The sequence below is a fragment of the Lactiplantibacillus daowaiensis genome (assembly GCF_005405085.1).
In the GTDB taxonomy this organism is placed as follows: domain Bacteria; phylum Bacillota; class Bacilli; order Lactobacillales; family Lactobacillaceae; genus Lactiplantibacillus; species Lactiplantibacillus daowaiensis.
Genome location: NZ_BJDJ01000016.1, coordinates 49,191 through 59,866 on the forward strand (window position 1 = coordinate 49,191; position 10,676 = coordinate 59,866).

At 43.2% G+C, this 10,676-nt stretch carries 15 protein-coding genes and 1 tRNA gene; 14 read left to right on the forward strand and 2 right to left on the reverse strand.

The window, feature by feature from the left end:
- The first annotated feature begins 125 nt into the window (after positions 1-125).
- The 6 genes from rpmG to FFM75_RS10170 all read left to right on the forward strand — a co-directional run bounded on the left by rpmG (position 126) and on the right by FFM75_RS10170 (position 3,471).
- A complete protein-coding gene (gene rpmG / locus FFM75_RS10145; RefSeq protein ID WP_081721478.1) occupies positions 126-275 on the forward strand; it encodes a 50S ribosomal protein L33 in 150 nt (49 codons plus the stop codon).
- A gap of 148 nt (positions 276-423) precedes the next feature.
- Positions 424-990 (forward strand): 5-formyltetrahydrofolate cyclo-ligase, encoded by a 567-nt coding sequence (locus FFM75_RS10150; protein ID WP_137629063.1) that lies wholly within the window; start codon positions 424-426, stop codon positions 988-990.
- Positions 968-1,654, forward strand: coding sequence for a rhomboid family intramembrane serine protease (locus FFM75_RS10155; RefSeq protein WP_137629064.1), 687 nt, complete (start codon positions 968-970; stop codon positions 1,652-1,654). The genes FFM75_RS10150 and FFM75_RS10155 overlap by 23 nt, the downstream gene beginning before the upstream one ends.
- Before the next feature lie 27 nt (positions 1,655-1,681).
- Positions 1,682-1,924: a YqgQ family protein gene (locus tag FFM75_RS10160; protein ID WP_137629065.1), complete on the forward strand. Its 243-nt coding sequence runs from the start codon at positions 1,682-1,684 to the stop codon at positions 1,922-1,924.
- A 1-nt stretch (position 1,925) separates the two neighbouring features.
- The gene (locus tag FFM75_RS10165; RefSeq protein ID WP_137629066.1) at positions 1,926-2,888 is read left to right on the forward strand and encodes an ROK family glucokinase; all 963 of its coding nucleotides are present in this window, start codon (positions 1,926-1,928) and stop codon (positions 2,886-2,888) included.
- Positions 2,889-3,057: 169 nt separating this feature from the next.
- Positions 3,058-3,471 (forward strand): rhodanese-like domain-containing protein, encoded by a 414-nt coding sequence (locus tag FFM75_RS10170; RefSeq protein WP_137629067.1) that lies wholly within the window; start codon positions 3,058-3,060, stop codon positions 3,469-3,471.
- A gap of 53 nt (positions 3,472-3,524) precedes the next feature.
- On the opposite strand, the gene FFM75_RS10175 is transcribed toward FFM75_RS10170, so the two are convergent.
- Complete coding sequence (locus FFM75_RS10175) at positions 3,525-3,701, reverse strand: DUF3042 family protein (protein ID WP_137629068.1); 177 nt, start codon at positions 3,699-3,701, stop codon at positions 3,525-3,527.
- A gap of 102 nt (positions 3,702-3,803) precedes the next feature.
- Between FFM75_RS10175 and FFM75_RS10180 the strand changes: the two genes are divergently transcribed.
- The 8 genes from FFM75_RS10180 (at position 3,804) to FFM75_RS13970 (ending at position 10,351) form a co-directional block, all read left to right on the forward strand.
- A complete protein-coding gene (locus FFM75_RS10180; RefSeq protein ID WP_137629076.1) occupies positions 3,804-4,538 on the forward strand; it encodes a glycerophosphodiester phosphodiesterase in 735 nt (244 codons plus the stop codon).
- A 3-nt stretch (positions 4,539-4,541) separates the two neighbouring features.
- A complete protein-coding gene (gene miaA, locus FFM75_RS10185; RefSeq protein ID WP_137629069.1) occupies positions 4,542-5,465 on the forward strand; it encodes a tRNA (adenosine(37)-N6)-dimethylallyltransferase MiaA in 924 nt (307 codons plus the stop codon).
- 109 nt (positions 5,466-5,574) lie between these two features.
- Positions 5,575-5,955 (forward strand): MerR family transcriptional regulator, encoded by a 381-nt coding sequence (locus FFM75_RS10190; protein WP_137629070.1) that lies wholly within the window; start codon positions 5,575-5,577, stop codon positions 5,953-5,955.
- Between the two features lie 44 nt (positions 5,956-5,999).
- Positions 6,000-7,346, forward strand: a complete 1,347-nt coding sequence (gene glnA / locus FFM75_RS10195) for a type I glutamate--ammonia ligase (protein ID WP_137629071.1) — start codon at positions 6,000-6,002, stop codon at positions 7,344-7,346.
- Between the two features lie 260 nt (positions 7,347-7,606).
- Entirely contained in the window at positions 7,607-8,500 is an 894-nt protein-coding gene (locus FFM75_RS10200) for an exonuclease SbcC (RefSeq protein WP_137629072.1), read from the forward strand.
- Entirely contained in the window at positions 8,490-9,449 is a 960-nt protein-coding gene (locus tag FFM75_RS10205; protein WP_137629073.1) for a hypothetical protein, read from the forward strand. Before FFM75_RS10200 ends, FFM75_RS10205 begins: the two co-directional genes overlap by 11 nt.
- Positions 9,450-9,466: 17 nt before the next feature.
- Positions 9,467-10,006, forward strand: a complete 540-nt coding sequence (locus tag FFM75_RS10210) for a dUTPase (protein ID WP_137629074.1) — start codon at positions 9,467-9,469, stop codon at positions 10,004-10,006.
- 192 nt (positions 10,007-10,198) lie between these two features.
- Positions 10,199-10,351, forward strand: coding sequence for a hypothetical protein (locus tag FFM75_RS13970; RefSeq protein ID WP_171001479.1), 153 nt, complete (start codon positions 10,199-10,201; stop codon positions 10,349-10,351).
- A gap of 55 nt (positions 10,352-10,406) precedes the next feature.
- Here the strand turns inward: FFM75_RS13970 and FFM75_RS10215 are convergent.
- A tRNA-Arg gene (locus tag FFM75_RS10215) sits at positions 10,407-10,480 on the reverse strand.
- Positions 10,481-10,676: the final 196 nt, after the last annotated feature.

Consider the following 10,676-nt stretch of genomic DNA (forward strand, 5'->3'; position numbering starts at 1 on the left):
AAATTTAGATTTTTAGATACCAGTATCTTAATTGATACTGGTATTTTTAGGTTATTAATGGTATAGTAATTCAAGTTAAGGGTTCCGGCCCTGTAATATGCGAATGAGTTTGGAGGGTCAACAACATGCGGGTACACATTACACTTGAATGTACAGAATGTCACGAACGTAACTACTTATCTTCAAAGAACCGTCGGAACAATCCGGACCGGGTTGAATTTAAGAAGTATTGTCCACGTGAACGTAAAGTAACTTTACATCGTGAAACAAAATAACAACAGGGTTACCTGTTGTTTTTTCTGCGACATTGTCATCAGACAATGGGTATCTCATTTGTTAGCAAATGGGTGGTTGTTTGCCAATCATCCATGTTGATGAATGAGATTTTTTTATTAAGTCATTTAAATTTGGGAGGCTGCCACAATGGAGAAAAAAGCATTCCGCCAACACCAAATCACGCAACTTAGCCAACTATCGGAACCCACACGTCAGGCCCAAAATGCCAACTTGCAACAACAATTATTTGCGAGCTCAGCTTGGCAACAAGCTCAAGTGGTGGCAATGACAATTAGCAGTGCGATCGAAGTCGATACGCAGCCAATCATTGAAGCAGCCTGGCAAGCGGGTAAACAAGTCGTGATTCCAAAGACCTTACCACATCGTCAAATGGCCTTTATGCCGTATACGGCAACGAGCGAATTAGCGCGTACCAAGTTTGGTATTTTGGAACCGGTTAACGGTACCGCAGTGGCTAAAACAGCGATTGATTTGATTTTGGTTCCTGGTCTAGGCTATAGCCGTGACCAACATGCGCGCATCGGATTTGGTGGGGGGTATTATGACCGCTATTTGGCTGATTACCCTGGTGTCAAGTTAACGCTGGCCTTCCAAGTGATGGCCTTCGATCATGCCGAATGGCCGGTCGATGCCTATGATATTTTATTAGATCAGTTAATCGTAGCAGAGGATGGTGTTAACAACGGACATTAAGCGATGGTGGCACACACAACCGGCGATGACGCAACTCTTATTAGGCGTGACGATCGCGGTTTTCTTAATTGAATGGTTATTAGGTGGCAGTACTGTTACGGCCGTCTTATATTACTTAGGGGCTAAAAACGACCAAGCAATTATTGCAGGTCAATGGTGGCGCTTCATTACGCCGATATTTTTACATATGGGCTTGATGCACATTGCCGTTAACGGCGTCGTGATTTACTTTATGGGCATGCAGATTGAAGCCCTATTCGGCCACTGGCGGATGCTGGCCCTGTATCTCTTAGGGGGTATCAGTGGGAACGTGATGAGTTTTGCGTTGTCACCAGATCAATCAGTCGGTGCTAGTACGGCCATTTTTGCGCTATTTGGGGCGTTTTTAATGGTCGGGGAGTCGTTCTGGGAGAACCCAGTGATTCAGCAACTGACACGACAATTTTTAATGTTAACGGTAATCAACTTAATTTTTGACCTCTTTTCAAGTGGTATTGATCTATGGGGCCATGTTGGTGGATTAGCTGGCGGCTTCTTGTTGGCCTATGTGGTCGGCGTGCCGCGGATTGGCGCGATTCCAAAAGTCAAACGGATTTTAGCCGCAATTACAATTGTGATTGCGTGGGTCGCGTTACTAAAATTAGGTTTTACAAACTGGCAATAAACTGTATAATTAATCGAGGATATGCACATGAAAACACTTTACGATGTCCAACAATTACTGAAGAAATTCGGCGTTTACGTTTACGTGGGCAAACGCATTTGGGATATTGAGTTAATGGCGATCGAGGTTGATCATTTGTATCAAGCTGGGGTCATTGACGCCAAAATGTATGCCCGCGTGAAAGTCGTATTGAGTCATGAGCACCGGCTAGAAGCAGAACGTGCGCAAGCTAAAGCGGCGCATAACCAGAATGATGGAGGGATTTTGTAACATGGATCGCAAATTAATCGGGGTCGACCTTGGTGGTACGACAACTAAATTCGCTATTTTAACTGAAAATGGTGAAATCCAACAAAAGTGGAGTATTGAAACCACGATTTTAGATGAAGGGGCACATATCGTGCCTAATATCATCGATTCAATTAACCACCGGATCAACTTATACAACATGGATAAGTCTGACTTTGTTGGGATCGGTATGGGTACGCCTGGGACTGTTGATTTAGCAGCAGGGACCGTTATTGGCGCTTACAACTTGAACTGGAAGACACTCCAACCAGTTAAGCAACAAATCGAAGCTGGCACTGGCATTAAGTTTACGTTAGACAACGATGCTAACGTGGCTGCTTTGGGCGAACGTTGGAAGGGTGCCGGCGAAAACGGCAACGACGTTGTCTTTGTGACCTTAGGTACTGGTGTTGGTGGTGGGGTCATCGCTGATGGCCATCTCTTACATGGGACAGCAGGTGCCGCTGGTGAAATTGGTCACGTGACCGTTGAACCAAATGGTTATATGTGTACTTGTGGCAAACGCGGTTGTTTGGAACAATACGCTTCAGCAACTGGTGTGGTTCACGTTGCCCGCGATATGGCTGAAGAATTCTCTGGCGAATCTAAGTTAAAAGAACTCTTAGATAATGGTGAAGAAATCAGCTCAAAGATTACCTTTGATTTGGCTAAAGAAGGCGACATCTTAGCTAAGAGCGTTGTCGACAAGGTTAGCTACTACTTAGGTTTAGCTTTAGGTAACGTTGGTAACACCATGAACCCTTCATCAATTATTATTGGTGGTGGGGTGTCAGCAGCTGGTGACTTCTTATTGAAGCAAGTTGACCATTACTTCAAACAATTCACGTTCCCAACTGTACGGAACACGACTGTTTTGAAATTAGCTGTTTTAGGTAACGATGCTGGGGTGATTGGGGCCGCTTCATTGGCAACCCGTTTCATCTAGATCGTTAATTAAATAACGTTAAGACACATTGGGGAGTGGCTGCGGTCGCTCCCTTTTTTTGTTGCCCCAGTTGGTGGCGTTACCAAAATTGGGGCATGCTTGTGAAACCGCGGTTTACAGGGCTTCAAGTTATGTGTAAAATATAGAAGTAGAAATTAGGAGGGATACTGTGATTTTAGGTGCGATTAGCGGGTTAACGATCGTTAACATCGTCTTATTAATTTTGATTGTGGCTTACTTTGGTTGGTCACTATACAATTATATTCGGCGGCGGCAAGTTTCTCAGATGCTGGATGAAGAAGATTTTCAAGCGGGTATGCGCAAAGCCCAATTAATTGATTTGCGTGAAAAGAAGGAATTTGATGCGGGCCATATTTTAGGCGCCCGTAATATTCCATTCAGTGCATTGAAAATGCGAATGAATGAACTACGCAGTGATATGCCAATCTACTTATATGACCAAACCCATAGTTTTAGTACGCGGGCAGTGGTGATGTTAGCTAAGAAGGGTTATAAAGATTTATTTATCTTGAAGCCTGGTTATGCAAAGTGGGAAGGCAAGACCAAAAAAGCGAAGTATTAAAAAAATGGCGGCCGGAACAAAATATCTTTTTGTTCATGCCACCATTTTTTTAATTAACCGTTATGGGCGGAACGACTCTTCCGTAATGCCTTTTTCCGGTTTTCTTCAACTTTGTTTTCTTGGTCTTCGATTGGATCAACGACCTGTTTCTTAAATGACAGTACTGAACCGATAACGGCACCTGCCGTTGCGACAACACCAAATAAGAAACCGCGTGTGAATGATTTCATAAGCGACCCTCCTCGTAAGTTCTTACGTTCATTATGATTGTTTTGCGGTTGGATATCAATATAAATAACTTAAATTATCATGGGGGAATTCAGGTGGTAAAAATGTTAACACAAATTATTGCCCACCGGGGGAGTAAAGGTACCCGGCCAGAAAATACGTTGCCATCGTTTCAAGCGGCCTTAGCTGATGGCGCTGATGGCATTGAAACGGATGTCCATTTGTCAAAAGACGGTCACTTAATTATCATGCATGATGAACGTGTCGATCGGACCACTAATGGTGAAGGTCGGATCGTTGACCAGACGTTAGCGGAACTCAAGCAGCTGGATGCTGGGGCTTGGTTCGACAGTGCTTATATTGGCACCCGGATTCCGACCCTTGATGAAGTTGTCCAATTATTGATCGACCAAAACTTCACGGGCATTTTTAACTTAGAACTCAAGACCAATAAGATTCATTATGACGGCATTGAAGCCATGGTGGCCGATTATTTTAATCATCACGACGTGCCATTTAAATTGGTCTATTCTAGTTTTTATGGCAAATCGATTGAACGCCTACATGCCTTGCAACCAGATGTTGAATTTGACAGCTTATTTCAAACAAAATTTAAAACTGCAAAACGACTACACGCTGAACAAATTATTATTGGCTACCACCCGGATATTCGCTGGGTGCGCAGTCATTGGCTCTTACTGCCAAAAGTCCAATTGCGGCCATGGACGGTCAATACGGAACGTGATATGAAGTTTTGTTATCGCCACCGGTTTGCGGGGCTGATTACCGATTACCCGGGATTAGCACACCGCATTCGGGTACAAATGCAAGGAGGTTAATTTTTGCGTAATCAAGTGTTATTAATCGCGGGTCCGACTGCCGTTGGCAAAACCGCGTTGTCATTAGCATTGGCACGTCAATTCAATGGCGAAGTGATCTCAGGTGACTCGATGCAAGTGTATCGGCATTTAGATATCGGCACGGCGAAAGTTTTGCCGGCTGAACAAGCTGGAATCCCGCATCACTTAATTGATATTAAAGACGTGACTGAGCGCTTTACGGTCGCTGAATTTGTCACGCGGGCCACCGCTTTGATCAATCAATTAAATACCCAAGGAAAACTGCCAATTATTGTTGGTGGTACGGGCTTTTATTTGCAGTCTTTACTAGCGGGCTATCAGTTCGGTCCCACCGACGCTGACCCCGATATGGCGTATCGCCAACAATGGTTTGATGTTGCAGCTGAACAAGGGGCTCAAGCGGTTTGGGACCGACTCAATCAACTTGATCCAGCGGCTGCCCAAGTGATCGAACCGCAAAATACGGTGCGGGTGGTGCGCGCATTAGAGTACTATCATACGAGCGGCCAGTTATTCTCGGCCCAAGCAGATGTGGCAACCACGGCATTAGACGCGTGGACGATTTGTCTGACAACTGAGCGGGCCCAGCTCTATGAGCGAATCAATCAACGGGTCGATCAAATGATGACGGCTGGTTTGTTAGATGAAGCCAAATGGCTCTATGAACAAGGCGGCAGTCAGCTGCCAGCTGGTAAGGGCATTGGCTATCATGAGCTTTTCCCTTACTTTGCGGGGGACTGCACGTTGCCAGTTGCGGTTGATAAAATCAAGCTAGATTCGCGTCATTATGCCAAGCGTCAGTTAACTTGGTTCCGTAACAAAATGACGGTTGACTGGTATAACTTAATTGAACAGCCGGCTGAACTTAATAATATTAAGCAAAAGCTGGCTAGTTGGTTGAATTAAAAAATAATTGGTATACCTCGATAAATGATGTAATATTTTCTTACATGAATGATTGACATTCTGATACGAGATTGCTAATATTAACCATGTATTAAAGAGGAGGGTCGTCATGAAAGAAAAGGAATTACGTCGTTCGTTAGCTGTCTTGCCAATTGGTACAGTTATGAAGTTAGCTAATCTTTCCGCCCGGCAAATTCGTTATTACGAAGAGCAGGACTTGATTCATCCCGAACGGAATGCCGGTAATCGCCGGATGTTTTCGTTAAACGATGTTGATCGGTTATTAGAGATCAAGGATTACTTAGCTGATGGGATTAACATGGCTGGGATTAAAGAGATTTATGCCCAGCAGCAGCAAAAAGCCGCGCAACAGGCCGCTGATTTAGCGCGTCCGCTGACGGACAACGATGTACGCCGTATCTTACATGATGAATTCTTGAATATTAGTGGCTTTAAAGCCAAAAATGGTCCGGAATTTCCAACTCATTAATGCGTCTGCATCCAGTTAGTCAATCAATTTAAGGAGCGATTTGCATGGCAAAAGAGCAGTATACAAAGGACGACATTCGCAAGATTGTCAAAGAGGAAAACGTTAACTTTTTACGTTTAATGTTTACCGATTTATTTGGGACCATCAAAAACGTGGAAGTGCCCGTGTCACAATTAGACAAATTATTGGACAACAAACTAATGTTTGACGGTTCTTCAATCGACGGTTTCGTCCGGATTGAAGAAAGTGACATGTACCTATATCCTGATTTATCAACTTGGCTAATCATGCCTTGGAATACTGAACATGGGAAGATCGCTCGGATTATTTGTGAAGTTTACACGTCCGACCGCCAACCATTCGAAGGGGATCCCCGGAACAACTTGATTCGGGTCCTCAGTGACATGCGTGATGCTGGTTTCACTGCGTTTAACATTGGGACTGAACCTGAATTCTTCTTATTCAAGATGAATGAAAAAGGCGAACCAACGACTGAATTAAACGATAAGGGGAGCTACTTTGACTTGGCCCCAATGGACTTAGGCGAAAACTGTCGGCGTGATATCGCGCTTGAACTAGAACGCTTAGGCTTTAACGTTGAAGCCAGTCACCATGAAGTTGCGCCTGGCCAACATGAAATTGACTTTAAGTATGCAGATGCTTTAACCGCCGCTGACCATATCCAAACCTTTAAACTTGTCGTCAAGACGATTGCACGCAAGTACAATTTATGGGCAACCTTTATGCCAAAACCACTTAACGGTGTTAATGGCTCAGGGATGCACGTGAACATGTCCTTGTTCCACGATCAAGGCAATGCGTTTTACGATGAGAGCGAACAAGATGAATTACAATTATCAACGGATGCTTACCACTTCTTAGGTGGCTTAATGAAGCATGCCCGTAGTTATACTGCGGTAACGAACCCCACTGTTAACTCATATAAACGCTTAGTACCTGGTTACGAAGCACCGGTTTATGTGGCTTGGTCTGGTTCTAACCGCTCACCAATGATCCGGGTCCCAAGTTCACGTGGCTTATCAACCCGTTTGGAACTTCGGAGTGTCGATGCATCAGCTAACCCATACTTGGCCTTTGCGGCTGTTTTGGAAGCTGGGCTTGATGGGATCAAGAACGGCATCGAACCACCTAAGAGTGTTGACCGTAACATCTATGTGATGGATGAAGACGAACGTCGTGAAGCTGGCATTGCTGACTTACCATCAACGTTACACAACGCCTTGAAGGAATTCCAAACTGACCCAACGATGAAGAAAGCCTTAGGACCACATATTTATCAAAGCTTCTTAGAAGCCAAACGGTTGGAATGGGCTTCATATCGCCAACAAGTTAGTGAATGGGAACGCGATCAATACATGGAATTGTATTAATCCATTGGTTGACACGAAAAGAAGTCCTACGGGGCTTCTTTTTTTGTGCGGCAAACCAATTTGAACGGTGACTGTCGCAAGTGTTTCAGTGCTTGATAGGGAGCGAATAACCACTTTTTAATGGTCAAGGGCTGGAAAGTTTTATAAAATTGAAAAATTAGGCGCACAAACCTTTATTATTGACCGGTTTTTCGGTAACATTAATACCAGAAACGCAATTCAGCAATTTGCCAATTATCAATGATTGCAAGGAGATTATCATGGAAAAACAAAGTCAGCCTGATCTTGAACAAAACGAACAAGATCAACCTACGCGTGCGCTAACCGATAGTTTGCAACAAAAGTTAGACTATTTAGCAACGTTACGCCAAGCAATTACGGCTGGTGATGACCGGTTGATCTACGAATTGATCGATGGTGACCACTATCATCAAGCCTTATTAAATGAAGAACCGAATGCGACTCGCAATGCGCAAGTCAATTTGATTACGGATGTTCATCCAGCAATCAGCCATTATTTGAGTACGAAATTAATTGATTATTTGGCGCATGAATACCCATTCTTTTATTACGAAGAAATCCAACTCGGCGAATTCCAAATTTACTTCGGTAACTGGTGGGATCGGCGACGGTTTGGTAAATTAAACGTTTTAAAAGTCGCGTTTGAATTTAGTCAAGAAGAATTTAACAAATTACAACAAACGTTTGAACTAGCTGCTAGTCATAAACGGTTTAATACCGATGGCATCCAACGTATCTCTGCGGATAATGATCAATTACAAGCATTGATCGATGCCCAAGGCGACCGGGACCATCAAAAAGATGACTTACGGCAACAATTGAAAGAAAACGGCCAACGGAACTCCTTATTTGATTCTGGCCGGATTAAAGAAGAACGGCAACAAATCATTGACCAATTAACGAAGTTGGCCGATGAAGATGAACAAGCGAATAATGCCCATGCGACGATGAAGGATAACGAAGCTAAGATTTTGACCTTATCTAAAGAAGACACGATTTTAGCTTATGAAAAGCAAGCGATTGAAACGTCCTTCAAGAGTTTTGAAAACTTTAATGAGCGTAATCGTAGCCTCTATGTCGACTACCTAACCACGCTGATTGGAAAGGCGCAGGTCAATGCTGATGGAGAATGAGACGAAAACAGCGCAAAAAATCGATTCGGCAACGTTAAGTACGCACGGTAAGCTGTCGATGTTTAATGAAGGCTTGAAGAGTGGTTTAGCTAACGGGCAAAAGTTTACCGAGTTGATGGATCAATTGATCGATACGACCGATGGTGAAACTTTATTAAAGGCTGCCCGGGCATTATCAGATTTTAAGTTGGATTCAGCTTATGTGACCTTTCCACACCAATACCAAAATGCAGACTATTATTTGATCTTCATGAGTCGGCTATTGAGTATGCATGATGATGAACATGCGGTCTTAAATACCCGGACGCACAGTGAATCGTTGTACCATGTGTTCAATGAATTATCTGATGACTATACGTTCTTGTATCAAATCGTCGATAATGAAAATGGTGGGGCTTACTATCATGAACAGACAACCGGTGAAAACTTGTTCTACGTTCATTTGGAACGGCGGTTATTGCGGTTCAATAGTCGGGCCTTTACGAATCTGTTTATTAACAAGTTATTGTTAAAAGGGACCGGAGTTGACCAAATCAATACCGTTTTAGCAACCTTGATTAACTTTGGGCATTACTTACGGGATGACTTTGGCTTTAACGTGGACTTCAATATTTTGGATGTCGATAATGCGGCTAAATACGAATTACGTGAAGCTAACTTAACCGGTGAAGTCGTTGATAAGTTGTTCGTGACAGCTGCGCAACATGATTATATGTTACAAAATTCACCAGCTGGTCATGGTGCTGAGATTCAGCTACCGGGGTCATTAACGATTGATATTTTTGATGGTGGTAAACCAACGGAAGCTAAGTGGGTCTTAACCGTTCACGATCCAGATCAACGGGTCTCATGGTTTGATGTCTTGTTACACTTTGACTTCATTCGCGATTGGTATCTTGAAAATATCGATTCACTTGAAATTAAAGCGGATCCATTAGTATTTGCTTAATTTGTTGGAGGATTTAGATGTTAGATTTAACGAAACTACAACAACAATCCATTCGCTTAGACGCTGATATTACGGCACGTCAAGGCATTCATTGGAAGCCTAAAGATCGGCTGCAAAATGCCATGGTGTCGCTAGATGTCGAATTAGCTGAAATGGCGAACACGTCAGAATGGTTTAAAGTTTGGAAGATTCATAAGGGGAAGGCCGATGCTGGCAAGACCCATCGGGAAACCTTGATGAATGAATATGTCGATGCGATGGATTTCTTCTTTTTAGTCGCGGCCATTCAACAATGGACGCATTTGATGCCGATGACGCCAGACGAATTGACGGATTTAACTGCCAAACCAACGACTGATTTGAATAAACAATACTTAGCCATTAAGCATTTGTTGTACGATGCGTACTTTGATCACCGTCAAGCAAGCTATCAGCATGCCTGGCACGTGTTTTTGAAGATTGGGTTGGTTGAGTTCGGGTTTGATCAAGATGAGATACAAGCGGCTTTTGAGGCCAAGAATCAAGTCAACGAAGAACGTCAAGAAAATAATTATTAAAAGGGAAGTGCGACTAGCTAGGGCTGGTTGCATTTTTTTATGGGCAGGTTTTCATTTGGGGTTGTGTCAAGATTGTGTGTTGTTTTGGTAAAGGCCAGCGTTTGATGAGCCTATTTTGATAGCATGGATGAGGACGTATTAACTAGCTGTTGCAAATAACGGTAAACCTTGAAGGTAGGGTGTATCATCTATATGGCACCTAAACGACGAAAGCCAATCAATCGCCAGAAGGGTGGTGGATCGATGGATACTGAACAGTTTGCGACTAAGTTTGAATTTATTAAATGGTATATTAGTACCACCCTGGTGCTGGTTGGCACCCTAGTAGCGTTGCATTTATTTTGAGTATACAAAAGACCCACGACTGAAGACAAAACTTCAATCGTGGGTCTTTTTCGGATGTCACGAGTGGGACTTGAACCCACAACCCTCCGCTTAGAAGGCGGATGCTCTATCCAGTTGAGCTACCATGACAACAACAGATTTAATTATAGATAAGAACCTGAGACCTGTCAATTCTTATTTGCAGGTCAGGGTTTAATGCTGGGGAGGTGTGAGCATTAATATCAATTTTGAAAAACTTTTTTAAAAAAGGCAAATTACAAGTTTAATCCGAACAAGCCCGGAATCTTTCAATGGCAGTCTGTTGATGATGTATTTTTAATGGTCG

What these genes read in the sequence shown, in the direction of transcription:
- FFM75_RS10210 (WP_137629074.1), top strand. Translation starts at nt 9,467, where the DNA reads ATGTTAGATTTAACGAAACTACAACAACAATCCATTCGCTTAGACGCT.
- FFM75_RS10190 (WP_137629070.1), top strand. Translation starts at nt 5,575, where the DNA reads ATGAAAGAAAAGGAATTACGTCGTTCGTTAGCTGTCTTGCCAATTGGT.
- FFM75_RS10150 (WP_137629063.1), top strand. Translation starts at nt 424, where the DNA reads ATGGAGAAAAAAGCATTCCGCCAACACCAAATCACGCAACTTAGCCAA.
- FFM75_RS10200 (WP_137629072.1), top strand. Translation starts at nt 7,607, where the DNA reads ATGGAAAAACAAAGTCAGCCTGATCTTGAACAAAACGAACAAGATCAA.
- FFM75_RS10155 (WP_137629064.1), top strand. Translation starts at nt 968, where the DNA reads ATGGTGTTAACAACGGACATTAAGCGATGGTGGCACACACAACCGGCG.
- FFM75_RS10165 (WP_137629066.1), top strand. Translation starts at nt 1,926, where the DNA reads ATGGATCGCAAATTAATCGGGGTCGACCTTGGTGGTACGACAACTAAA.
- FFM75_RS10180 (WP_137629076.1), top strand. Translation starts at nt 3,804, where the DNA reads ATGTTAACACAAATTATTGCCCACCGGGGGAGTAAAGGTACCCGGCCA.
- FFM75_RS10175 (WP_137629068.1), bottom strand. Translation starts at nt 3,701, where the DNA reads ATGAAATCATTCACACGCGGTTTCTTATTTGGTGTTGTCGCAACGGCA.
- FFM75_RS13970 (WP_171001479.1), top strand. Translation starts at nt 10,199, where the DNA reads ATGGCACCTAAACGACGAAAGCCAATCAATCGCCAGAAGGGTGGTGGA.
- FFM75_RS10205 (WP_137629073.1), top strand. Translation starts at nt 8,490, where the DNA reads ATGGAGAATGAGACGAAAACAGCGCAAAAAATCGATTCGGCAACGTTA.
- rpmG (WP_081721478.1), top strand. Translation starts at nt 126, where the DNA reads ATGCGGGTACACATTACACTTGAATGTACAGAATGTCACGAACGTAAC.
- glnA (WP_137629071.1), top strand. Translation starts at nt 6,000, where the DNA reads ATGGCAAAAGAGCAGTATACAAAGGACGACATTCGCAAGATTGTCAAA.
- FFM75_RS10160 (WP_137629065.1), top strand. Translation starts at nt 1,682, where the DNA reads ATGAAAACACTTTACGATGTCCAACAATTACTGAAGAAATTCGGCGTT.